This is a genomic window from Shimia sp. R9_2 (genome assembly GCF_017743735.1).
Lineage (GTDB): Bacteria > Pseudomonadota > Alphaproteobacteria > Rhodobacterales > Rhodobacteraceae > Shimia.
Genome location: NZ_JAGHRO010000006.1, coordinates 183,032 through 205,160 on the forward strand (window position 1 = coordinate 183,032; position 22,129 = coordinate 205,160).

Annotated in this window: 31 protein-coding genes; 29 read left to right on the forward strand and 2 right to left on the reverse strand. The window is 56.4% G+C overall.

Annotation, left to right across the window (positions count from 1 at the left end):
- Nucleotides 1-148: 148 nt before the first annotated feature.
- Nucleotides 149-1,729 carry a BCCT family transporter gene (locus tag J7400_RS15275; RefSeq protein WP_209064831.1) on the forward strand — a complete coding sequence of 527 codons (1,581 nt, stop codon included), beginning with the start codon at nucleotides 149-151 and terminating at the stop codon, nucleotides 1,727-1,729.
- 93 nt (nucleotides 1,730-1,822) lie between these two features.
- Here J7400_RS15275 and J7400_RS15280 read toward each other — a convergent pair whose 3' ends face one another.
- Complete coding sequence (locus J7400_RS15280) at nucleotides 1,823-2,872, reverse strand: cytochrome-c peroxidase (protein WP_209064833.1); 1,050 nt, start codon at nucleotides 2,870-2,872, stop codon at nucleotides 1,823-1,825.
- A 218-nt stretch (nucleotides 2,873-3,090) separates the two neighbouring features.
- The gene (locus J7400_RS15285) at nucleotides 3,091-3,717 is read right to left on the reverse strand and encodes a LysE family translocator (RefSeq protein ID WP_209064835.1); all 627 of its coding nucleotides are present in this window, start codon (nucleotides 3,715-3,717) and stop codon (nucleotides 3,091-3,093) included.
- A gap of 160 nt (nucleotides 3,718-3,877) precedes the next feature.
- Here J7400_RS15285 and J7400_RS15290 point away from each other — a divergent pair, with 160 nt between their 5' ends.
- The 28 genes from J7400_RS15290 to J7400_RS15425 all read left to right on the forward strand — a co-directional run bounded on the left by J7400_RS15290 (nucleotide 3,878) and on the right by J7400_RS15425 (nucleotide 22,088).
- Nucleotides 3,878-4,420: a hypothetical protein gene (locus tag J7400_RS15290; RefSeq protein WP_209064837.1), complete on the forward strand. Its 543-nt coding sequence runs from the start codon at nucleotides 3,878-3,880 to the stop codon at nucleotides 4,418-4,420.
- Between the two features lie 159 nt (nucleotides 4,421-4,579).
- A complete protein-coding gene (gene rpmC, locus J7400_RS15295) occupies nucleotides 4,580-4,780 on the forward strand; it encodes a 50S ribosomal protein L29 (protein WP_209064839.1) in 201 nt (66 codons plus the stop codon).
- Between the two features lie 14 nt (nucleotides 4,781-4,794).
- The gene (rpsQ, locus tag J7400_RS15300; protein ID WP_209064841.1) at nucleotides 4,795-5,025 is read left to right on the forward strand and encodes a 30S ribosomal protein S17; all 231 of its coding nucleotides are present in this window, start codon (nucleotides 4,795-4,797) and stop codon (nucleotides 5,023-5,025) included.
- Nucleotides 5,026-5,125: 100 nt separating this feature from the next.
- Nucleotides 5,126-5,494 carry a 50S ribosomal protein L14 gene (gene rplN / locus J7400_RS15305; protein ID WP_005621870.1) on the forward strand — a complete coding sequence of 123 codons (369 nt, stop codon included), beginning with the start codon at nucleotides 5,126-5,128 and terminating at the stop codon, nucleotides 5,492-5,494.
- 1 nt (nucleotide 5,495) lies between these two features.
- The gene (rplX, locus tag J7400_RS15310; RefSeq protein WP_209064843.1) at nucleotides 5,496-5,807 is read left to right on the forward strand and encodes a 50S ribosomal protein L24; all 312 of its coding nucleotides are present in this window, start codon (nucleotides 5,496-5,498) and stop codon (nucleotides 5,805-5,807) included.
- Nucleotides 5,800-6,360, forward strand: coding sequence for a 50S ribosomal protein L5 (rplE, locus tag J7400_RS15315; RefSeq protein WP_209064845.1), 561 nt, complete (start codon nucleotides 5,800-5,802; stop codon nucleotides 6,358-6,360). Before rplX ends, rplE begins: the two co-directional genes overlap by 8 nt.
- 18 nt (nucleotides 6,361-6,378) lie before the next feature.
- On the forward strand, nucleotides 6,379-6,684 hold the full coding sequence (rpsN, locus tag J7400_RS15320) for a 30S ribosomal protein S14 (protein WP_010437098.1): 306 nt from the start codon (nucleotides 6,379-6,381) through the stop codon (nucleotides 6,682-6,684).
- A gap of 12 nt (nucleotides 6,685-6,696) precedes the next feature.
- Complete coding sequence (gene rpsH / locus J7400_RS15325; RefSeq protein WP_209064847.1) at nucleotides 6,697-7,086, forward strand: 30S ribosomal protein S8; 390 nt, start codon at nucleotides 6,697-6,699, stop codon at nucleotides 7,084-7,086.
- 10 nt (nucleotides 7,087-7,096) lie between these two features.
- Nucleotides 7,097-7,630 (forward strand): 50S ribosomal protein L6, encoded by a 534-nt coding sequence (gene rplF, locus J7400_RS15330; RefSeq protein WP_209064849.1) that lies wholly within the window; start codon nucleotides 7,097-7,099, stop codon nucleotides 7,628-7,630.
- An 11-nt stretch (nucleotides 7,631-7,641) separates the two neighbouring features.
- Complete coding sequence (gene rplR / locus J7400_RS15335) at nucleotides 7,642-8,004, forward strand: 50S ribosomal protein L18 (RefSeq protein WP_209064851.1); 363 nt, start codon at nucleotides 7,642-7,644, stop codon at nucleotides 8,002-8,004.
- A gap of 117 nt (nucleotides 8,005-8,121) precedes the next feature.
- Complete coding sequence (gene rpsE, locus J7400_RS15340) at nucleotides 8,122-8,688, forward strand: 30S ribosomal protein S5 (RefSeq protein WP_209064853.1); 567 nt, start codon at nucleotides 8,122-8,124, stop codon at nucleotides 8,686-8,688.
- Between the two features lie 13 nt (nucleotides 8,689-8,701).
- Nucleotides 8,702-8,890, forward strand: a complete 189-nt coding sequence (gene rpmD, locus J7400_RS15345) for a 50S ribosomal protein L30 (RefSeq protein ID WP_209064855.1) — start codon at nucleotides 8,702-8,704, stop codon at nucleotides 8,888-8,890.
- Between the two features lie 332 nt (nucleotides 8,891-9,222).
- Nucleotides 9,223-9,438, forward strand: a complete 216-nt coding sequence (locus tag J7400_RS15350) for a DUF1127 domain-containing protein (protein ID WP_247738831.1) — start codon at nucleotides 9,223-9,225, stop codon at nucleotides 9,436-9,438.
- Between the two features lie 229 nt (nucleotides 9,439-9,667).
- The gene (locus tag J7400_RS15355; RefSeq protein WP_209064857.1) at nucleotides 9,668-9,880 is read left to right on the forward strand and encodes a DUF1127 domain-containing protein; all 213 of its coding nucleotides are present in this window, start codon (nucleotides 9,668-9,670) and stop codon (nucleotides 9,878-9,880) included.
- Between the two features lie 338 nt (nucleotides 9,881-10,218).
- A complete protein-coding gene (rplO, locus tag J7400_RS15360) occupies nucleotides 10,219-10,692 on the forward strand; it encodes a 50S ribosomal protein L15 (protein WP_209064859.1) in 474 nt (157 codons plus the stop codon).
- Between the two features lie 108 nt (nucleotides 10,693-10,800).
- The gene (gene secY, locus J7400_RS15365; RefSeq protein WP_209064861.1) at nucleotides 10,801-12,165 is read left to right on the forward strand and encodes a preprotein translocase subunit SecY; all 1,365 of its coding nucleotides are present in this window, start codon (nucleotides 10,801-10,803) and stop codon (nucleotides 12,163-12,165) included.
- Entirely contained in the window at nucleotides 12,162-12,737 is a 576-nt protein-coding gene (locus J7400_RS15370; protein WP_209064863.1) for an adenylate kinase, read from the forward strand. Before secY ends, J7400_RS15370 begins: the two co-directional genes overlap by 4 nt.
- Before the next feature lie 136 nt (nucleotides 12,738-12,873).
- A complete protein-coding gene (locus J7400_RS15375) occupies nucleotides 12,874-13,458 on the forward strand; it encodes a YceI family protein (protein WP_209064865.1) in 585 nt (194 codons plus the stop codon).
- A gap of 54 nt (nucleotides 13,459-13,512) precedes the next feature.
- Nucleotides 13,513-13,887: a c-type cytochrome gene (locus J7400_RS15380; RefSeq protein ID WP_209064867.1), complete on the forward strand. Its 375-nt coding sequence runs from the start codon at nucleotides 13,513-13,515 to the stop codon at nucleotides 13,885-13,887.
- 25 nt (nucleotides 13,888-13,912) lie between these two features.
- Complete coding sequence (locus J7400_RS15385) at nucleotides 13,913-14,449, forward strand: RNA polymerase sigma factor (RefSeq protein WP_209064869.1); 537 nt, start codon at nucleotides 13,913-13,915, stop codon at nucleotides 14,447-14,449.
- A complete protein-coding gene (locus J7400_RS15390) occupies nucleotides 14,439-15,188 on the forward strand; it encodes a hypothetical protein (protein ID WP_209064871.1) in 750 nt (249 codons plus the stop codon). The genes J7400_RS15385 and J7400_RS15390 overlap by 11 nt, the downstream gene beginning before the upstream one ends.
- Nucleotides 15,189-15,436: 248 nt before the next feature.
- Nucleotides 15,437-15,805 (forward strand): 30S ribosomal protein S13, encoded by a 369-nt coding sequence (rpsM, locus tag J7400_RS15395; protein ID WP_209064873.1) that lies wholly within the window; start codon nucleotides 15,437-15,439, stop codon nucleotides 15,803-15,805.
- Nucleotides 15,806-15,820: 15 nt separating this feature from the next.
- Nucleotides 15,821-16,210, forward strand: coding sequence for a 30S ribosomal protein S11 (gene rpsK / locus J7400_RS15400; protein WP_209064875.1), 390 nt, complete (start codon nucleotides 15,821-15,823; stop codon nucleotides 16,208-16,210).
- Between the two features lie 116 nt (nucleotides 16,211-16,326).
- A complete protein-coding gene (locus tag J7400_RS15405; protein ID WP_209064878.1) occupies nucleotides 16,327-17,343 on the forward strand; it encodes a DNA-directed RNA polymerase subunit alpha in 1,017 nt (338 codons plus the stop codon).
- A gap of 137 nt (nucleotides 17,344-17,480) precedes the next feature.
- Entirely contained in the window at nucleotides 17,481-17,900 is a 420-nt protein-coding gene (gene rplQ, locus J7400_RS15410; RefSeq protein ID WP_209064880.1) for a 50S ribosomal protein L17, read from the forward strand.
- A 181-nt stretch (nucleotides 17,901-18,081) separates the two neighbouring features.
- Nucleotides 18,082-19,254, forward strand: a complete 1,173-nt coding sequence (locus J7400_RS15415; protein WP_209064882.1) for an FAD-dependent oxidoreductase — start codon at nucleotides 18,082-18,084, stop codon at nucleotides 19,252-19,254.
- Between the two features lie 111 nt (nucleotides 19,255-19,365).
- A complete protein-coding gene (locus J7400_RS15420; protein WP_209064884.1) occupies nucleotides 19,366-20,748 on the forward strand; it encodes a trypsin-like peptidase domain-containing protein in 1,383 nt (460 codons plus the stop codon).
- A 17-nt stretch (nucleotides 20,749-20,765) separates the two neighbouring features.
- On the forward strand, nucleotides 20,766-22,088 hold the full coding sequence (locus J7400_RS15425; protein ID WP_209064886.1) for a replication-associated recombination protein A: 1,323 nt from the start codon (nucleotides 20,766-20,768) through the stop codon (nucleotides 22,086-22,088).
- Nucleotides 22,089-22,129 lie beyond the last annotated feature (41 nt).

The following is a 22,129-nucleotide window of genomic DNA, read 5'->3' on the forward strand; positions in this document are numbered from 1 at the left end:
CACAGAGTCGTCGCTCTCCAATTGGTTAACAAAGAGCATGAATAAGGCTTGAGAGCGACGGTTCAATCGTCTGAAGGGTCGGTTTTTGAGGGTTGACGTTCCGTCGCTAAGAGAGGCTTAGGGCAGCATATCCAGAAAGGGGAGTTTCATGTCAGAACAAGAAACCGACTATGAGGTCGGTCAGGACAATGTGCAGGTATTGGGGTTGGATGTTCACAACCCCGTATTTGCCATTTCAGGTTTAACGATCGTTGCCTTCGTTTTTTTCTCATTGGTGTTTCATGAGCAAGCCTCAGCCTTCTTTGGCTGGTTGCGTCCGGCGCTGACCAGCAATTTTGACTGGGTCTTCATGATTGCCTGTAACCTGTTTGTTGTGTTTTCTCTGTTCTTGGTGGTTTCGCCTTACGGCAAGATCCGCCTCGGGGGCGATGATGCGAAGCCTGATTACAGCTACGCAGGCTGGATCGCGATGCTGTTTGCCGCAGGCATGGGCATTGGTCTGGTTTTCTGGGGTGTGGCTGAGCCAATCTCCCACTACGGATCTTCGTTTGGCGGTGTCGCCACTGACGAAAACGGCCTGCGCACCGACTGGGCGCCGCTTGGCGCAGCTGCGGGCGATATCGCGGCTTCCCGCGACCTCGCGATGGCGGCGACTGTGTTCCATTGGGGCCTGCACCCATGGGCGATTTATGCCGTTGTGGCGCTGGCGCTGGCATTCTTCAGCTTCAACCGCGGCCTGCCGCTGACCATGCGGTCGGTGTTCTATCCGCTGCTGGGTGAGCGCACATGGGGTCCGCTGGGGCATATCATCGATATCCTTGCGGTGTTCGCGACCATCTTTGGTCTGGCAACTTCGCTGGGTCTTGGTGCAAGCCAGGCACTGGCGGGTCTGAACTATCTGTTTGGCGTGCCCGTAAGCGACGGGATGAAAGTGGTTCTGATCATTGCGATCACCATCTTTGCTTTGATCTCGGTTGTGGCCGGTCTGGACAAAGGCGTGAAGCGTCTGTCCGAAGCCAACATGATCCTGGCCGCTGGCCTCTTGCTGTTGGTTCTTCTGGTGGGTCCAACTGTCGCCATCCTCACTGGTTTCTTCTCCGGTCTGGTTGACTACGTTGTGGCGCTGCCTGCGCTGTCCAACTGGGTTGGTCGTGAAGACACCAACTTCATGCAGGGCTGGACTGCCTTCTACTGGGCTTGGTGGATCTCCTGGTCACCTTTCGTGGGAATGTTCATCGCGCGCATCTCTCGCGGCCGGACCATTCGCGAGTTCATCGTGTGCGTTCTGATCATCCCAACTGTTGTTGGTGCGCTTTGGATGCACGTGTTTGGCGGTGCTGCGCTGGATCAAGTGACCTCCGGTGCCGGTCAGGCGCTGCAGGATGCGGCTCTGGAACTGAAGATGTTCAAGATGTTTGAAGCCTTCCCAATGACCGGGCTGCTGTCTTTCATCGGCATCATTCTGGTGGTGGTTTTCTTTGTGACCTCCTCGGACTCCGGTTCCTTGGTGATTGATACCATCACCGCTGGCGGCAAAACCGATGCACCAACCGCACAACGTGTGTTCTGGTGTGTGCTGGAAGGCGCAATCGCGATTGTGTTGCTGTTGGGTGGCGGCCTTGGTGCGCTCCAGGCGGCATCAATCGCCACGGGCTTCCCCTTCGCCATCGTTCTGATGCTGATGTGTGTGTCCGTGATGATCGGCCTCATCCGTGAGCGCCGTCGCTGAGCGACCATCCTATAAAGCAAAAAGAAAACGCCGCCCGGATGGGCGGCGTTTTTTGTCGGAGACAAGAGAGAAGCCTCGACAAGGAGCGACTGCTTATTCGGCAATGATCTCGCCGGAGGGGCGCGGAGTGGCCGCTGTTTCTGCCGGCAGCACCGGATAGGTGACTGGTGGCAGCGCGCCTGTGAGACTGTCGAGAAAGGCCACGATCTGCGAGGCATCTTCATCAGTCAGCTCTTCGCCGAGCTGGGATTCCGCCATGATCTGTACGGCCACTTTCAGATCCCAGACCTTGCCAGAGTGGAAGTATGGAGCCGTTTGGGCCACGTTGCGCAGTGGTGCTGCGCGGAACACGTATTCATCGTCCACTGTCGCAGTGACAGCAAAACGCCCCTTGTCCCCGACCGGCAAAACATCTGCACCGGGCTTCTCGATCAGGCCGAACGGATAGTATCCACTGCCGCCGACGTTGATGCCGGAGTGGCAGGCTGCACATCCCAGATCCATAAACTGGCTGAGGCCGGCGAGCTGCTCTGGTGTCATGGCGTCATCATCCCCGTTCAGCCACGCATCAAACGGGGCAGGGGTGATCAGAGTTGCTTCAAAGGCCTCGATGGCTTTGGCGAAGTTGTCGAAGGTGACAGGATCGTCTTCCCCTTCGAAGGCATCGCCAAACCGCTCCACATATTGCGGCATGGAGTTTAGGGTCGCGAGGAGGTTTTCCTGCGTGTTGGCCATTTCAACGCCAGCCTGCACCGGACCTTTGGCCTGCTCTGCAAGGTCTGCGGCGCGCCCATCCCAGAACTGCGCTTCGTTGAACACGGAGTTCAGGGCGGTTGGCGAGTTGCGCGGGCCGCGCTGCCAGCCGTGACCGATAGAGGTCTCAAGGTTGTCGTCCCCGCCGGTGGCGAGGTTGTGGCAGGAGTTGCATGAGAAAACACCAGATGCCGACATGCGCGGATCAAAGAACAGCGCTTTGCCAAGCGCGATTTTTTCAGGTGTGATCGGGTTGTCTTTTACCGCAGGCACCGTGGAGGGCAGCGGCAGGAAAGTATCAAGAGCTTCTTCGCGCAGCTCATTGGCCTGGGCAGAGGCGGCGACGAGGGCGATGGCTGTGGCTTGGATGAGGCTGGCTTTCAGTTTCATTGTTCGCTCCGTAAACTGGCTCTCTCCCTGAGACTCAATTTGCAGAAAGATAACAAGTGAAGCTTTGATTTAGATCAATTCTAATTCCAGAGTAGGGAAATACTTTGGGTGTGGCGATGGCAGGCGCGCGTCCAACATAGCGCGTTGCGATCGCGGCTATCAGTTCGTGGTGGATAAGGTCGCGCGGAGGCAGCGCCTAAGCGCCGCCTCACAAGGTATTACCGCTGCGCTGTGACGAGTTTGACAGCCAATGCTACGAACACCACGCTTGCTAGCCGATTGAGCCACGTCTGCGCCATTGGTGAGTTTTTTATCCAGTCACCCAGCCAGCCAGCAGCCAACGCCACAGAGCCGAAAACCAGCAGTGTCGCGATGATCATCAAAAACCCGAGCTGGTAAAATTGCCAGACCATCGGGCCGTTTGCTGGATCAACGAACTGCGGCAAGAAAGCGAGGAAGAAGATCGTCACCTTTGGGTTGGCGATGTTCATGATCAGGCCGCGGGTGTATTGCTTCGCAGATGTCTCTGGCGAGGGGGCGCCTTCTTCGAGGTTGGCCTTTGAGGCGGTAAAAGCCTTGTAGGCAAGATAGATCAGATAGGCGGCGCCAATATACTTCAGGATGGCAAAGGCGACCTGAGAGGTCTGAAAAATCACCGCGACACCAAGCGCGACCGCCGTGGTGTGAAAGATCAACCCGCTGGCAAGTCCGAGCGTAACGGAAAGGCCGGCGACGCGGCCGTGCAGAGCTGATTGGGTCAGCACAAAGATATTGTCCGGGCCTGGCACCAGCGCCAGCGCAATGGCTGCGCCCATGAACAGGATTGCTACGTCTACGGGTATCATGGTCACTCCTCCCAAAGTGTGGCGCGCGGGCGGCTCACCGGTGCGTTGGTTGGAGATGTGTAAGGGAGATGATCAGAGGAGGGAAGTAGGGTGTTGTGCAACCATTCTCCGCTGCTCTAGGAATCCCTTTGGGGGTAGGTGAGGGTAACGGGAGTAAGGGATGCTGCGCCTAAAGGTGATTTTGAGCATGGTGTTGATTGCAGTTGCGCAAACTGCATCGGCTATGGACAGACCATCTGCTGCAGTACGTTTGTTTGAGGACGTCTGTCTGCCGATTGTTTATGAAACACTTCCGCCTGTACTGAAAAAGATCAAAGGGCAAGAAGAGTTCTCTGAGGGCGTCCTCAAGTCCACAAAGTGGTATTGGCCGCACCTACCATCAGGCTTTTCTGTAGAAGTGACCGACTACCCCGACGGGCGAATTAAGTGTGAGATCACTGATAAAGGCCAAGTTTTGTCTCCGGCGGAGCGTCAGGCTTTTGAGACGCTAGTGGTAGGCTGGATGGGGAGCCGCATGCCAATGCTTGCGCAGGAAACGCCCGAACCCATTGAGAGCTTCGAGTATTTCAATACATGGATGACCCCGCAATTTGGTCGCAATGACCTGCGCCGATGGGGCGTTCTGCATTTGCGGTTTAGCGCAGAATTTGATCATTCGACTTCGCTGATATTGGCGTATCTGCGCAAGCGCCCAACCTCTTAGCCCAACTTTCCCTTGCCTTCACCCTTACACCCCCGTATAGAGCGCCATCTCGCGGATTCCGTGCTTACGGGATTCGTGTGTTTGTCATTTGTCCATCAGGCAAAAGGGTCACCCCGCACATACTCGGGAGCCCTCTGATGTATGAGAAAGGAAAAGGCGATGAACGCCAAAGAACTGCGTGATAAGACGCCGGATCAGCTGCGCGAGGAGCTGTCCAATCTTAAGAAAGAATCGTTCAACCTGCGTTTCCAACAGGCCACCGGCCAGCTGGAGAACTCCGCTCAGATCCGTGCCGCGCGTCGCAACGCAGCACGTGTGAAGACGATCCTGAACGAAAAAGCCAAGTCGGCAGCAGAGTAAGAGGAGCTAGATAGATGCCCAAACGTATCCTGACTGGCACCGTGACCTCCGATGCCAACGCACAAACCATTACCGTGTCTGTAGAGCGCCGCTTCACACACCCGGTTCTGAAGAAGACCATTCGTAAGTCCAAAAAATACCGGGCTCACGATGAGAACAACGCCTACAAAGTAGGTGACTCTGTTCGCATTATCGAATGCGCACCGCGTTCGAAAACCAAACGCTGGGAAGTTCTGGAAGCCTAAGAGTCTCTCTTTGAGACTCCTGGCGACTAGACTTAACAGTTAGTCGAAACCCTGGGGGATACCAGCACGCATCGCTGCCCCATAGGTCGGGAGAAACCACATGATCCAGATGCAAACCAATCTGGATGTTGCTGACAACTCCGGCGCACGCCGAGTTCAGTGCATCAAGGTTCTGGGTGGCTCCAAGCGTAAATACGCATCCGTAGGCGACATCATTGTTGTCTCGGTTAAGGAAGCCATTCCACGTGGTCGCGTTAAAAAAGGTGACGTCCGTAAGGCCGTTGTCGTGCGCACCGCTAAAGAAGTCCGTCGTGAAGATGGCACCGCGATCCGTTTTGATCGCAACGCAGCTGTTATTCTGAACAACAACAACGAGCCAGTGGGTACACGTATCTTTGGCCCAGTTGTTCGTGAGCTGCGCGCCAAGAACTTCATGAAGATCATCTCGCTCGCGCCGGAGGTGCTGTAAGATGGCTGCTAAGCTGAAAAAAGGCGACAAGGTCGTCGTTCTGGCCGGTAAGGACAAAGGCAAAGAGGGCACTATCTCCTCTGTTGACCCCAAAGCCGGTAAAGCCGTCGTGGAAGGCATCAACATCGCCATCCGCCACACCAAACAGAGCCAAACCGCACAGGGCGGCCGCATCCCTCAGGCGATGCCGATCGAACTGTCCAACCTGGCATTCCTGGACGCAAATGGCAAAGCAACCCGCGTTGGCTTCCGCATGGAAGGCGACAAGAAGGTGCGTTTCGCCAAATCCACAGGGGACGTGATCGATGCTTGATTCCGCAGACTACACCCCACGTCTGAAGTCGCTCTATAAGGATTCTATCCGCGCCGCTCTGAAAGAAGAGTTCGGCTACAAGAACGACATGCAGATCCCGAAGCTGGAAAAAATCGTGCTGAACATCGGCTGTGGCCGTGCAGCCGTTAAGGACAGCAAAAAAGCCAAGTCGGCACAGGCAGATCTGACTGCAATCGCAGGCCAGAAAGCTCTGACCACCGTGGCAAAGAACTCTATCGCTGGCTTCCGTGTTCGTGAAGGCATGCCGATGGGTGCCAAGGTGACCCTGCGTGGCGACCGTATGTACGAATTCCTCGATCGTCTGATCACCGTTGCGATGCCACGCATCCGCGACTTCCGTGGTGTGAAGCCGAGCTTTGACGGCCGTGGCAACTTCGCCACCGGTCTGAAAGAGCACATCGTGTTCCCAGAAATCGACTTTGATAAAGTCGACGAAAACTGGGGCATGGATATCGTCATCGCCACCAATGCTGAAACCGACGCCGAAGCGCAGAGCCTGTTGAAGCATTTCAACATGCCGTTCATCGCGTAAGGCTGAGAGGATTACGACATGGCTAAAAAAGCAATGATCGAGCGCGAAAAGAAGCGCGAGCGTCTGGTGGCAAAATACGCCGCTAAGCGCGCCGAGCTCAAAGAGATCGCAAACGATGAGTCCAAGCCAATGGAAGAGCGTTTCAAAGCGCGTCTGAAACTGGCGAAACTGCCGCGCAACAGCTCGGCGACCCGTCTTCACAACCGTTGCCAGCTCACCGGCCGTCCTCACGCTTACTACCGTAAGCTGAAGGTTAGCCGTATTGCGCTGCGCGAGCTGGGTTCTGCTGGTCAGATCCCCGGCATGGTCAAATCCAGCTGGTAAGGAGAGAACGATATGAACGATCCTATCGGTGATATGCTGACCCGTATCCGTAACGGCCAGATGCGTGGCAAGTCCGTGGTGTCCACCCCGGCGTCCAAGCTGCGTGGCTGGGTTCTGGATGTGCTGGCTGATGAAGGCTACATCCGCGGTTACGAAGCATCTGAAGAGAACGGCCACCCGGCGTTCGAAATCAGCCTGAAGTACTACGAAGGCACTCCTGTTATCCGTGAGCTGAAGCGTGTTTCCACGCCAGGCCGTCGCGTTTACATGAGCGTCAATGACATCCCAACCGTCCGTCAGGGCCTGGGTGTGTCGATTGTCTCCACCTCCAAAGGTGTGATGTCGGATGCAAGCGCACGCTCCAACAATGTTGGCGGCGAAGTGCTCTGCACGGTCTTCTAAGGAGAACGCAATGTCTCGTATTGGTAAAAAACCGGTCGAGCTGCCCAGCGGCGTAACTGCCACTGTCTCCGGCCAGACCATCGAAATCAAAGGTCCGAAGGACACCCAGTCTTTCACTGCAACTGACGATGTCACCCTTGCAGTTGAAGACAACGCTGTGAAAGTGACTCCGCGCGGCATGTCTAAGCGTGCACGTCAGCAGTGGGGCATGTCCCGTACCGTGATCGCCAACATGGTGACCGGTGTGACCACTGGCTTCAAAAAAGAACTCGAAATCAACGGTGTTGGTTATCGTGCGCAGATGCAGGGCACTGTCCTGAAGCTGTCTCTCGGTCTCTCTCACGAAGTGAACTTCGAAGTTCCAGCGGGCATCACCGTGACCGCGCCGAAGCCGACACAAATCATCGTTGAAGGTACTGACAGCCAGCTGGTTGGCCAGGTTGCGGCGAACATCCGCGAATGGCGTAAGCCGGAGCCTTACAAAGGCAAGGGCATCAAGTACAAAGACGAATATATCTTCCGCAAGGAAGGTAAGAAGAAGTAAGGACCAGACAGATGGCAAACAGCAAACGGGAACTGTTCCTCAAGCGCCGCCTGCGCGTCCGGAACAAACTTCGCAAGGTCAATGGCGACAGCAAACTGCGTCTGTCCGTTCACCGCAGCAACAAGAACATCAGCGTTCAGCTGATCGACGACCGTGCTGGCGTGACTGTGGCATCCGCATCCAGCCTGGAAAAAGATCTGGGCCTGGTTGGCAAAAACAACATCGAAGCAGCCACCAAGGTTGGTTCTTTGATTGCCGAGCGCGCTGTCAAAGCTGGCGTGACCGAAGCTTATTTCGATCGCGGCGGTTTCCTCTTCCACGGCAAAGTGAAGGCTCTGGCCGAAGCTGCGCGTGAAGGCGGCCTGAAAGTATAAGAACTTGTGGGGGACGTTCGCGTCCCCCCGATGATCCGGGAGGCCAGGCACTTGTGTCAGGTTTCACTGGGATCGGAGTTAACAGGCGCCTCGCGCCAGTAGATAAAGGAATGCCAAATGGCAGAACGTGAAAACCGCCGGGGCCGCGGTCGCAACCGTGAAGAAGAAACCCCGGAATTCGCAGATCGTCTGGTTGCGATCAACCGCGTGTCCAAAACCACCAAAGGCGGTAAGAACTTTGGCTTCGCTGCTCTGGTAGTTGTTGGCGACCAAAAAGGCCGCGTTGGTTTCGGCAAAGGTAAAGCGAAAGAGGTCCCTGAGGCCATCCGCAAAGCCACCGAGCAAGCCAAGCGTCAAATGATCCGCGTGCCTCTGCGCGAAGGTCGTACTCTGCACCACGACATGGAAGGCCGTCACGGCGCCGGTAAAGTGGTTATGCGTACCGCACCTGAAGGTACTGGTATCATCGCCGGTGGTCCAATGCGTGCCGTTTTCGAAATGCTCGGCGTCAAAGACGTTGTTTCGAAATCTATCGGTTCGCAGAACCCATACAACATGATCCGCGCCACCATCGACGGGCTGAAAAAAGAAGCCAGCCCACGTCAGGTTGCGGCACGTCGTGGCAAGAAAGTTGCTGACATCCTGCGCAAGGATGAAGCACCTGCCGAAGCCGCAGACGCGTAAGGAGTAACGAGACATGGCAAAAACCATCGTTGTAAAGCAGGTCGGTTCGCCGATCCGTCGCCCTCAAGATCAGCGCGCTACGCTGATCGGTCTGGGTCTGAACAAGATGAACCGCACACGTGAGCTGGAAGATACTCCCTCTGTGCGCGGCATGATCCGCAAGGTTTCCCACATGGTGGAAATCATCGAAGAGCGCGACTAAGCTCTTTTTGATCTGAAAATTGAAAGCGCCCTCGGCTCACGCCGGGGGCGTTTTTCGTTAAACTTTGTTTTTCTGATCTATCGCGCACTCGGCAAGATCTGTGATCTGCCGATACTGTCTCAAGATATTGTGGCAGGTGTCTTCGCCGGCACTGAATAACCATTCTCGAAACTGAATGGTTAACATCTCATTGATCGATATTCGTAAACTGCATATCTGAAATGCTATCTTGGGCCTACCTCGATTAAATTATGAGCTCTATGTGAAGCGCGTACTTAAACAGAAACGCGCAATGGCCGAAGTGGCGCACCGGCAGTCAAAGGATAAGTTCCATGCAACATGCACCATCCCTGCATATTGAAGCTGTTGATTTCGTTGGCCGTTTCGCCCGTATGGTCGAATCTTGGCGCCTGAACCAGAAGCGTGCGGCGTCTTACAAAAAGACCGTCAAAGAGCTGAACAAGCTGACGGCCCGTGAGCTTGCAGACGTTGGCCTGACCCGCGGCGATATCGAATATGTCGCCCGCCGTGGCGCCGCGACTCTCTAAGCAGATACGCTTCCCCGTGAGACTGGCCTCGGACCAAACGTCCGGGGCCTTTGTCGTTTTAACACGTCTTAACACCTCGGTAATGCGCCATGCCAAAGGTGCATATCGGCCAGATCAAACCGTCAATTGTTAGCGTTACCGCCGCGATCTATATCGCAGGCACAACCAAAGAAACCAAAACAGCCCGCCGAAAAATACGTTTCGGCATAGATCAAAAGGAGCCACCTTCATGGCAAACGCGAACATTACTCTGACCTCTGGTTCTTCCTTCACTGCGCGCATTCAAGCGGCCGTTGAAGCTTTCAAAGAGGCCCGCATTTTGCGCCAGAAATACCACGCGACTGTACGCGAGCTTTCCGGCATGACCGATCGTGACCTCGCCGATATCGGCATCCTTCGCCACGACATCGCTGAGTTGGCCGAAAAACACGTCTACGGCTAAGGACGGAAAGTCTATCAGATGACGCCCTCGCAATTTGCGGGGGCGTTTTGTTTTTTACGATCACACAAACGCACCATCTGTGACTCAGAAGGCCGGGCGAACAAGTTGGCGTCTTCAATCTTGTGCGTGGTTGGTACACCAAGTTCCTTACGGTCTTGCTCTGTGTGTTTAACCGGCAAATGCGCAAGTACCGCGCCAAGGCGGTGCAAGACTTGCATTGCCGAGATGCAGCGTCTATAGCCGCCCGGTGGCGTATTGCGCGTCATAGAATCAAAACCAAGAAAAGCCGTGTTTGGCCCGATACGCTTCGTGGGTCAGTTCCGGCAAGGAGAAGCGATATGAAACTGCACGAACTGCGCGACAATCCTGGCGCAACTAAGAAACGCATGCGCGTTGGCCGTGGCCCCGGTTCTGGTAAAGGTAAAATGGGTGGCCGTGGTATCAAAGGTCAGAAATCCCGTTCGGGTGTGGCGATCAACGGTTACGAAGGCGGTCAGATGCCATTGTACCAGCGTCTGCCTAAGCGCGGCTTCAACAAGCCAAACCGCAAGGCATTTGCTGTTGTAAACCTGGGCCTGATCCAGAAATTCGTAGACGCCAAGAAACTGGACGCATCTGCAGCGATCACCGAAGACGCGCTGATCGAATCCGGTCTGGTACGTCGTAAGCTGGACGGCATCCGCGTTCTGGCAAAAGGCGAAGTGACCGCCAAGCTGAACATCGAAGTGACCGGCGCTTCCAAAGCAGCCGTTGAAGCTGTCGAAAAAGCAGGCGGCTCCCTGACGGTCAAAACCGCGCCAGCGGCTGAATAAGAGGTTGTGAGCGGGGCATTACCCGCTTACATAATCTTCCAAGTTTTCCTAACGCCGCCAAACCGGAGAACGGTTCTGGCGGCGTTTCCAGTCTAAGAGAGAGCCTAAATGGTATCTGCAGCAGAGCAAATGGCGGCCAACACGAGCTGGGCCGCGCTTGGAAAAGCGACCGATCTGCGCAATCGCATCCTGTTCACGCTGGCATTGCTGATTGTCTATCGTCTTGGCACCTGGATTCCGGTTCCCGGCATCGACGGTGTGGCGCTTCGTGAATTCATGGAGAGCGCAGGCGCAGGGATCGGCGGTATCCTGTCAATGTTCACCGGTGGCGCATTGGGCCGCATGGGGATCTTTGCTCTGGGCATTATGCCTTACATCTCGGCCTCTATCATCGTGCAGCTTCTGGGCTCCATGGTGCCTGCGCTTGAGCAACTCAAGAAAGAGGGCGAGCAGGGCCGTAAGAAGATGAACCAATATACCCGCTACGGCACGGTGGCATTGGCAACTTTGCAAGCCTACGGCCTCGCGGTCAGCCTTGAGGCAGGTGATCTGGCGACCGATCCGGGCCTGTTCTTCCGCTTCAGCTGTCTGATCACGCTGGTGGGCGGCACCATGTTCCTGATGTGGCTGGGTGAGCAAATCACCGCACGCGGCATCGGCAACGGTATCTCTTTGATCATCTTTGTAGGCATCGTGGCAGAGCTGCCAGCCGCGCTGGCGCAGTTCTTTGTGTCCGGCCGCACCGGCGCCATCAGCGAAGCTGTGATCGTGGGCGTGATTGTGATGGTCATTGCGACGATTGCTTTCGTGGTCTTCATGGAGCGAGCTCTTCGTAAGATCCACATTCAGTATCCGCGCCGTCAGGTGGGCATGAAAGTCTATGACGGTGGCTCCAGCCACCTGCCTGTCAAGGTGAACCCAGCGGGCGTGATCCCGGCGATCTTTGCAAGCTCTCTGCTGCTGCTGCCGACCACGATCTCGACATTCTCCGGCAGCCAGACCGGCCCGATCATGTCCACGCTCCTGGCCTACTTCGGCCCTGGACAGCCGCTCTATCTGCTGTTCTTCGTCGGTATGATCGTGTTCTTTGCGTATTTCTATACCTTCAATGTCAGCTTCAAACCCGATGATGTGGCCGACAACCTGAAGAATCAGAACGGCTTTGTTCCCGGTATCCGCCCCGGCAAACGCACCGCGGAATATCTGGAATATGTTGTGAACCGTATTTTGGTGCTCGGATCGGCGTATCTTGCGGCAGTTTGTCTCCTTCCTGAGATTCTGCGTGGCCAGTTTGCGATCCCCTTCTATTTTGGCGGCACTTCGGTTCTGATCGTGGTTTCCGTGACCATGGACACCATTCAACAAGTTCAGAACCATCTGCTGGCCCATCAGTATGAAGGGCTGATCGAAAAATCGCAGCTGCGCGGAAAAGGTAAAAAGCGCGGCGCACGTAAGGGAGCTGCTCGTCGATGAACATTATTTTGCTTGGCCCGCCAGGCGCGGGTAAGGGGACACAAGCAAGTCGTCTCGTAGAGAGCCGCGGCATGATCCAACTGTCCACTGGGGATATGCTGCGCGCAGCAAAGACCTCCGGAACTGAAATGGGCAAGATCGTTTCTGAGGTGATGGACCGCGGCGAACTCGTGACCGACGAGATCGTTATCGGCCTGATCCGTGAGCAGCTGGAAGGCGACAAAAAGGGTGGTTTCATTTTTGACGGCTTCCCACGCACACTGGCGCAGGCTGACGCTCTCGCGGAGCTGCTGGCGGAAGTTGGCGAGAAGCTCGATGCAGTGATCGAAATGCAGGTGGATGATGAGGTGCTGGTACATCGTATCGTCAACCGTGCGAAGGAAGCTGTCGCTGCTGGCGGCACTGCCCGCGCGGACGACAACGAAGACAGCCTGCGCATCCGTCTGATGGAATACTACAAAAAGACCAGCCCGCTGATCGGCTACTACCACGCCAAAGGTGACCTGAGCTCGATTGATGGCTTGGCATCCATGGATGAAGTCGAAGCATCGATTGTGAAAGTGCTGGGCTAAAATCTAAGTTCCAGAATGTTGAAGGCCCCCATGCTCATTGGGGGCCTTTTCTTTTTTTGAAATTTTTTCTGAATAGTTTTCCGTCCTCAAGCGTTGACCTTAGGAATGGGCGATTTTGCCCGGCTTGGAGGAACCGATGAAAGCACTTTTGAAAACCGCAGCTGTTGTGATGGCATTTGCAGGACCGGCCTTTGCCGGTGGCCATGAAACCTGGAAAACCGTGGGCGACGAGAGCCTGATTGCCTTTGGCTCGATCAAGAAAAATACGGTTGGCGAGGTCCACACCTTTGATGGCTTGTCGGGATCGGTGAATGAGAAGGGTGCTGTCTCTTTGGCAATCGAACTCTCCTCCGTTGAAACCAACATCGATATCCGCAACGAGCGCATGATCGAGCACGTCTTCAAGGCGGCGGATGCTGTTGCCGAGCTGAAGGGTGAAATCGATTTTGACGAGGTCCATGATCTCGAAATTGGCGCGACAACCGTTGTGGACTTTGAGGGCACGCTAGGTCTCGCCGGAGTGTCAGCGGATGTTGAGGCGGAGCTGTTTGTTGCGCGTCTGTCAGAAGATCGCGTACTCGTTACCACTTCTGACATGATTATGCTGTCCACTGCAGATCTGGGGATCGATGCTGGCGTGGACAAGCTGATGGAGCTTGCCAGCTTGCCGGGCATCACCCGCGTAACACCTGTGTCTGTGCGCATGGTGTTTGAGAAGTGATCACAATAGCCAGAGATGTGGGGTGTGCCCCACATCTCCAGCAGGGAGATGGAAATGCGCAATATAGCGGTACTGGCGACGGCACTCGCACTCTTGGCCACCACCACATTGGCGGACGGGGATGTCAAAAAAGGGAAAAAGGTTTTCAAGAAATGTAAGGCCTGTCACAGCCTAAAACCCGAGGACAACCGCGTTGGCCCGACGTTATATGGGGTCTTTGGGGCGACCTCTGGATCGGTGGAAGGGTTTCGCTATTCTGGCCCGATGACACAAGCTGGCATCGTCTGGGACACGGAGACCCTCGCGGCGTTTCTGGCCAAGCCCAAAGACGTGGTGCCGGGCACTACCATGGCCTTCCCTGGCCTGAAAAAGCCAGAGCAGATTGACGATCTGTTGGCCTATTTGCAGAGTGAGCTGACGGAGGAATGATGGCTGAAACTGCGAATAGCGCCCCATGCTGAGCCGTTGGAGAAAACAAAGCGCTGAAGAAGAGGTGGAGGCGGGCCTTCCTGAGGTCTTCCCCCGCATCTGGCGCTATGCGTTTTCGCTGACCGGCTCCAGGGACGGTGCGGATGATCTGGCGCAGGCGGCCTGTCTGCGTGCGATGGAGCAGGCCAGCAAGTTCAGGTCTGGAACACATCTGGATCGCTGGCTGTTTCGTATCACGCATAACCTCTGGATCAGTGAGATCCGCAAAGAGCGCGTGCGCAAGAAAGGCGGGATGCCGATGGTGGATGCCGCCGATATCCCGGACCCAAAGCAGGACCCGGAGCGCGACTATGATCGCCAGGAGGTTTTGAAATCTGTGTTGGATCTGCCGGAGGCACAACGCGTGACCGTGTTTTTGGTGTATATTGAGGGCTACTCCTATAAGGCCGCAGCGGAGATCCTGGACATTCCGCTGGCTACAGTGATGAGCCGCCTTGCCACAGCGCGTGCCAATTTGGGGCGCAAATTCAGAGATCAGAAGGACGTGAGCCGTGCAAGATAGACGTTTCTCAGATGAGGAGCTTGTCGCCTATCTCGATGGCGAAAGTGAGTTCGCTGCGGTCGACCAGATCGAGGCAGCGCTTCAGGATGATGCGGCGCTCAACAAGCGGCTGGATGCTCTGCGGATTGATCTTGGCGCGCTGCAAGACAGCTTTGAGATTCTGCAGCCCTCCCAAGAGGCCATTGCAGCATTGCCTGTGGGGGCAAAAGCGCCTGTAAAGCGGCCTGTCTTTGCTGTTGGCATGGCGGCATGTATTGCGCTGGCCGTTGGTTTTGGTCTGGGAAGCTGGAGCACCAATCAGAGCCCCTCGGGGTGGGTGGAATATGTGGCCGCCTACCAAGCGCTCTACACCCATGCAACGCTCGATCACATCTCCCAAAGCCCTGAGCAGCTGCGCGAGGAGTTGGGGCGGGTTTCGGCCGCGGTGGGCAAAGACATAGCCCTAGAACAGCTCACGGCCTTGCCTGATGTCGAATACAAGCGCGGGCAGGTTCTCAGCTTTGAGGGGCGGCCGTTGATCCAACTGGCATTTGCAACGCCCAGCGGTGTGCCGATTGCCCTCTGCATCATCCGTAGTGAAGATGTCGCCAAAACCGAAGAGGCGATGGCGACCATGCGGCTTGAAGGATTGAGTTCGGCTGTGTGGTCAGATGGGGTGCATGACTACGTGCTGATCGGTGGCAAAGAAGATGGTCTTGTGCGGCGTATGGGGCAGGCCTTGCAGTCGATGCAGATTTGAAGGAGAAACGCTGGGACGCAAGGAATTTCCACGCCCCAGCGCCTTTGCTCTGATCCGCTATTGACCGCGGGTCTTTTCCCCCCTATGTCACCTCATCTCTTAACCGAGAATCAATTCTTTGCTTTTGGGTCGCACCCAATATGCAAGATCACCTGATCAGCTGAGGCCCGGCCGCTTATCGCGTCGGGCTTACGTTGTGAAAAAAGGTTCTGGAACCACGGAACCGCAACGAAAAAGGAAAGTGACACGTGGCACGTATCGCCGGCGTTAACATCCCGACCCACAAACGGGTCCCGATCGCCCTGACTTATATCACTGGCATTGGCCCAGCATCCGCCAAAGAAATCTGCGAATCCGTAAACATCGACGTAACCCGTCGTGTGAACGAACTGTCTGACGCAGAAGTTCTGGCAATCCGTGAGCACATCGATGCGACCTACACCGTTGAAGGTGACCTGCGTCGTGAAGTGCAGATGAACATCAAGCGTCTGATGGACCTGGGCTGCTATCGCGGTCTGCGCCATCGTCGTAACCTCCCGGTTCGCGGTCAGCGTACCCACACCAACGCACGCACCCGTAAAGGTCCTGCGAAGCCGATCGCCGGCAAGAAGAAGTAAGGGAGGGTTTGATCAATGGCACGCGATAAGACTCGTACGAAGAAAAAAGAGCGTAAGAACATCGCCTCCGGCGTTGCGCACGTGAACAGCTCTTTCAACAACACCAAGATCCTGATCTCCGACGTTCAGGGCAACGCGATCTCCTGGTCCTCTGCCGGAACCATGGGCTTCAAGGGCTCCCGTAAGTCCACGCCTTATGCTGCTCAGATGGCTGCAGAAGATGCGGGCAAAAAAGCTCAAGAGCACGGCGTTAAGACGCTGGAAGTGGAAGTTCAGGGCCCAGGTTCTGGCCGTGAATCCGCTCTGCGCGCTCTGGCCGCAATCGGCTTCAACATCACCTCTATCCGTGATGTGACCCCGATCGCTCACAACGGCTGCCGCCCACCAAAGCGTCGCCGCGTCTAAGCGACAGTGAATTACCTTGGGGCCGCGTGTTTCCGCACGGCCCCATTCGTCATTTTTAAACCTCGGGCGTCTGGTTCTTTTTGGAACATGGGAGCTAGACAAGAATGGAGGGACGCATGATCCACAAGAATTGGGCAGAATTGATCAAGCCTACCCAGCTTGAAGTAAAGCCGGGCAACGACCCTGCGCGCCAGGCCACTGTTGTGGCAGAGCCGCTGGAGCGTGGTTTTGGTCTGACACTGGGCAACGCGCTGCGCCGCGTTCTGATGAGCAGCCTGCAAGGCGCCGCCATCACCAGCGTACAGATCGACAATGTTCTGCATGAATTCTCCAGCGTTGCCGGTGTGCGTGAAGACGTGACCGACATCATCCTGAACCTGAAGGGCGTGTCCCTGCGCATGGAAGTGGAAGGCCCTAAGCGTCTGTCCATCAATGCAAAAGGCCCAGGTGTTGTAACGGCTGGCGACATCAGCGACAGCGCTGGCATCGAAGTTCTGAACAAAGACCACGTGATCTGCCACCTCGATGATGGTGCAGACCTCTACGTGGAACTGACTGTAAACACTGGCAAAGGCTATGTGTCTGCGGACAAAAACAAGCCGGAAGATGCGCCAATTGGTCTGATGCCAATCGACGCGATCTACTCTCCGGTCAAGAAAGTGTCCTACGACGTTCAGCCAACCCGTGAAGGTCAGGTTCTGGACTATGACAAGCTGACCATGAAGATCGACACCGATGGTTCGATCACTCCGGAAGATGCCGTGGCATTTGCTGCGCGTATCCTTCAGGACCAGCTGTCCATCTTCGTGAACTTTGATGAGCCTGAATCTGCTGGCCGTCAGGAAGAAGATGATGGTCTGGAGTTCAACCCACTTCTGCTGAAGAAAGTGGACGAGCTGGAACTGTCCGTACGTTCGGCAAACTGCCTGAAGAACGACAACATCGTTTACATCGGCGATCTGATCCAGAAGACCGAAGCAGAGATGCTGCGCACGCCGAACTTCGGCCGCAAATCTTTGAACGAGATCAAAGAAGTGCTGTCCGGCATGGGCCTGCACCTCGGCATGGACGTCGAGGATTGGCCACCAGACAACATCGAAGATCTGGCCAAGAAGTTCGAAGACAACTTCTAAGGTTTTGGGCGGGGGCGACCCCGCCCGTCTTACAAATGCCCGGACCTGCCGGGGAAAGCTGGGCCAAAGGCCCCAAGGTGAACCGGTGACACGCATCACTGGTCTGACAAAGCAAAACGCGAATTAGGAGAAATCAAATGCGTCATGCTCGTGGCTATCGCCGCCTGAACCGTACTCACGAACACCGTAAAGCTCTGTTTGCCAACATGGCGGGCTCTTTGATCGAACACGAACAGATCAAAACCACGCTGCCAAAGGCAAAAGAACTGCGCCCGATCGTTGAAAAACTGATCACGCTTGCAAAGCGCGGTGACCTGCACGCGCGTCGTCAGGCAGCTGCTCGTCTGAAAGAAGACCAGTACGTTGCAAAACTGTTCGACGTTCTGGGCCCACGCTACGCAGAGCGTAAAGGTGGTTACATCCGTATCATGAAAGCCGGCTTCCGCTATGGCGACATGGCACCGATGGCGATCATCGAATTCGTGGATCGTGACGTTGATGCAAAAGGCGCAGCCGACAAGGCTCGCGTGGCAGCTGAAGAAGCCGCCGAAGAATAAAACCCATTCGGAACAACCGAATGACTGGACCCCCGCCATTTTGGTGGGGGTCTTTTTTTGTCCGTTTGCGGCCGCCCAAGAATTTGAATTATGCGATGGTCTTCCGCTGCCTGTGGCGGCATGGTGCGCCAAAGATTGAGTGATCGGATGGAACGATCAGGGCACAGGAAGGGGCGGCGGGATGAGCGCAGATGTGATTGTGGTTGGCGCAGGCCTTTGGGGCAGTGCATGTGCGCGTCATCTGAGTGAAATGGGTCTTGCCACCGTCCTTGTTGGGCCGGATGAGCCGCAGGACGCTTCAAGCCACAACGGCGTCTTTGCCAGCCACTATGATGAGGCACGGATCACCCGCCGTCTGGCGAGTGATGCGGATTGGTCCCGATTGGCGCAGGCCTCAATGGCGCGTTATGCAGACATGGAGGCGCGCAGCGGGCATCGGTTTCACGCCCCTGTTGGGGCGCTTATGGTTGGTGCGAGCAGCGGTTTTGGATCGGAGTTCATGACAAAAACGCTGGAGGTGGCACAGAGCGAAGGGTTTGCTTTTCAGGGCTTCTCCGGCGAGACTCTCGCGGAAAGATTTCCCTTCTTGTCTTTTCCGGAAGGGACCTCCGCGCTTTATGAGGAGGATGGCGGCGGCTGGATCAATCCGCGCCAACACGTCTTGGCAGAAATCGCGCTTGCAACGCAAAGTGGCGCGCAGCTGATACGCAGTGAAGCTGAGCGTATTTCCGAAAGTGCTGATGCGGTCACCGTTCACTGCGCGGATGGTACGGAAGTCACGGGGCAGAAAGTTGTGGTGGCCTGTGGCGCATTTTCCAAGGCAGCGGACCTGCTGCCAGACCCGGTGCCGCTGCGGGTCTATGCGCGTACAGTTGCCTTTCTTGAACTCGAGGCTGCAGAAACACAGCGGCTGCAGGATATGCCGTCTTTTGTCTACGTCCCGCCTGGTACGGACCGCGACACGTATGTTTTGCCACCGGTGCGCTATCCCGATGGCAAAACCTATCTCAAAATTGGGGGAGACCCTGAGGACCACGAACTCCACACTGTTGACGACATGAAGGCGTGGTTCCGCAGCGGTGGAGATGCAGAGGTTGCAGCGCTGCTTGCCGATCAGCTGCGCGATTTGATGCCGGGCTTGCGGGTTGAAAACGTTTCACACGGCAGCTGTGTGACTTGCTTCACGCCAAAGGGGGCTCCGTTGATCTATCCGCAAACAGATCGCGTGTTTGCCCTGACTGGCGGCAACGGTGCGGGGGCGAAATGTGCGGATGAGGTTGGGCGCTTGGGTGCTTTGCTGGTGTCCGGTCAGGGGCTACCAGCAGGGCAATTTCAAAGCGATTTTCGCCCTTAGAAACGCGGAGTTTCGTGGGCGTAAGCGCTCACAAAGACAGCGGCCTTCCTGCCTTGCATTTTCAAGAGGCGCTGGCCATATCTTGGGCACATTACAAACAAAGGAAGACGCATGATCCGCGCTGCTTTGATCGCGCTTGCAGTTGGTCTCTCAACCACCGCAGTCGCCGAAACGAAAATTCCGCAAACGCAGAGTGACATCGCCTTCGGATTTGCACCTTTGGTGAAGCAGGCGGCACCGGCCGTCGTGAATATTTTTGCCAAACGGGTCGTGCAGGCGCGGCAAAGTCCGTTTTCGGGCGACCCGTTTTTTGATCAGTTTTTCCGCAACTTCAGCAGCCCCCAGCCGCGCGTGGAGAACTCGCTTGGCTCCGGTGTGATCCTCTCAGAAGACGGCATTGTGGTGTCCAACTATCACGTGGTGGGCATGTCCACGGATATTCGCGTGCAACTCAATGACCGCAGCGAATACACCGCAGAGGTGTTGCTTGCGGATGAGGAGAGTGACCTGGCGATCCTGAAGCTGAACGACGCTGAAGGCCTGCCGTTCCTGCGCCTGAGAGACAGCGACAACGTAGACGTCGGCGAGCTTGTCATGGCGATTGGCAACCCCTTTGGTGTCGGGCAGACCGTGACCAGCGGGATTGTGTCGGGCCTTGCGCGCTCTGGCGTGGCAACCGGAAATGCGCGCGGATATTTCATTCAGACCGATGCAGCCATCAACCCGGGCAACTCCGGGGGCGCGTTGGTTGATGTGAATGGCGACCTGATTGGCATCAACACCTCCATTCTGACACGTTCTGGCGGATCCAATGGCATTGGCTTTGCAATTCCCGCGCGCCTAGTGGCGCAGTTTGTGGATCAGGCCCGCGAAGGGTTTCAAAGCTTTCAGCGCCCCTGGGCTGGCATGTTTGGCCAGCCTGTTGACGCGGATATGGCCGAAGGGCTTGGTCTGGACCGCGCCGGCGGTATCGTGATCACCGACCTGCATGCCGTCAGCCCGTTTCTGCAGGCAGAGTTTGAACCAGGGGACGTAATCTTGGAGCTGGATGGCCAGCCCGTGAATACGCCTGCGGAAATGATCTTCCGCATGTCGGTCGCTGGATTGGGCAGTGAAGTTGATGTTTTGATGGTGCGCGAAGGGGCCGAGCAGACCCGCAAGGTCAAAATGGCAATCGCTCCTGAAACCCCGCCGCGCGATCAACTGACCACAGGCCGTCGGGCTGCGATCCCGGATCTGGTGATTTCCAATATCAATCCGGCGGTTCTTAGCAGCTTTGGTTTGCCGTTGAGCGCGGAGGGGGTGATCGTCGAAAGCCCCGGCGAGATTGGCGCTCGTCTGGGCCTGCGCGCGGGTGATGTTCTGCGGGTGATTGACGGCAAAGACATTCTCACCACTTCAGATGCCGACAAGGCTTTGCGCGCCGTGCGCAATAGGCTTACGTTGGAAGTTCAACGCGGCACCCAGCGGTTGGTGATGCGGTTCCGACTCTAAAGGCGCAAGGGCATCTGATGGCCGATCTTTTTGACACTCCAGCGGCGGACATTCCCGCCGCACCTGTTGCTGACGCGCCCCGGCCTTTGGCGGACCGGTTGCGTCCGCAAGCGCTCTCAGAGGTGATCGGGCAGGCGCAGGTTTTGGGGGCAGAGGCGCCATTGGGCGTGATGTTGTCCTCTGGCTCTTTGTCATCGCTGGTGTTCTGGGGGCCGCCAGGTGTCGGAAAGACCACGATCGCGCGGCTTCTTGCGGATGAGACGGACCTGCATTTTGTGCAGATCAGCGCGATTTTCACGGGTGTTCCGGAGCTGCGTAAAGTCTTTGAGGCCGCCAAGATCCGTCGCCAAAACGGGCAGGGTACGCTGCTGTTTGTTGATGAGATCCATCGCTTCAACAAAGCTCAGCAGGACAGTTTTTTGCCGCATATGGAAGACGGCACAATCCTACTGGTCGGCGCGACCACGGAAAACCCGTCTTTTGAGCTCAATGCCGCGCTTTTGAGCCGCTCGCAGGTGCTGGTGCTGGAGCGTCTGAGCCTTGCGGATCTGGAGCGGCTGGCACAAAGAGCGGAACAAGAGCTCGGCAAAGCACTGCCTCTGGACGGGCTGGCACGTGAAGCGCTGCTTGAGATGGCCGATGGCGACGGACGCGCGCTTCTCAATCTGGTTGAACAAGTGGCGGCTTGGTCCGTGAATGGTAAGCTGGACAGCGAGGTTTTGGCGACGCGGCTGATGCGGCGCGCTGCAAAGTACGACAAGTCCGGTGACGAGCATTACAACCTCATATCCGCGCTGCATAAATCGGTGCGGGGATCTGATCCTGATGCCGCGCTTTATTGGTTTGCGCGGATGCTGGAGGGGGGCGAAGATCCTCGGTTTCTCGCCCGGCGCATCACACGCATGGCATGCGAAGACATCGCTTTGGCGGATCCACAGGCACAGGGTCTCTGCTTGAATGCCTGGGAGACTTATGAACGTTTGGGCAGCCCCGAGGGGGAGCTGGCGCTGGCGCAGGCCGTGATCTATCTGGCGCTCGCGCCCAAAACCAACGCGGGGTATGCGGCCTACAAAGCAGCGCGGGCCTTGGCGAAACAGACGGGCTCTGAGCCGCCGCCCAAGCACATTCTAAACGCGCCCACATCGCTGATGGCCGATCAGGGCTATGGAGCGGGCTACCAGTATGATCATGATGCTGAAGACGGTTTCTCGGGGCAGAACTACTTCCCGGAAGGGCTGAAGCGGCCGGTGCTTTATACGCCGGTGGAGCGCGGGTATGAGCGCGAGTTAAAAAGGCGTCTCGATTACTTTGCGAAACTGCGCAGCCAGCGAGGCAGCTGAGGCACCATTTGAGTCTGGGATATTTCACGCGGGAAAAAGGC